1 protein-coding gene is annotated in these 245 nt (G+C 51.8%); it reads left to right on the forward strand.

What is annotated here, in order from left to right:
- Window positions 1–245, forward strand: a 245-nt coding sequence (locus tag AC0IZJ_RS28650) for an HD domain-containing protein (protein ID WP_471855669.1), incomplete at both ends; no start/stop codon positions are given.

Raw genomic sequence — 245 nt, forward strand, 5'->3', positions numbered from 1 at the left:
GCTGAAAGCGACGCACACTGATTCTGTTTCCTCCGAACAGGTCGATAACGTTCGCCGGATGTTATTGGCGATGGTCGATGATTTTCGCTGCGTAGTCATCAAACTGGCGGAGCGTATTGCTCATCTGCGCGAAGTAAAAGATGCGCCGGAAGATGAACGTGTACTGGCGGCAAAAGAGTGTACCAACATCTACGCACCGCTGGCTAACCGTCTCGGAATCGGACAACTGAAATGGGAACTGGAAG

Source organism: Roseateles sp. AC306 (genome assembly GCF_979253795.1).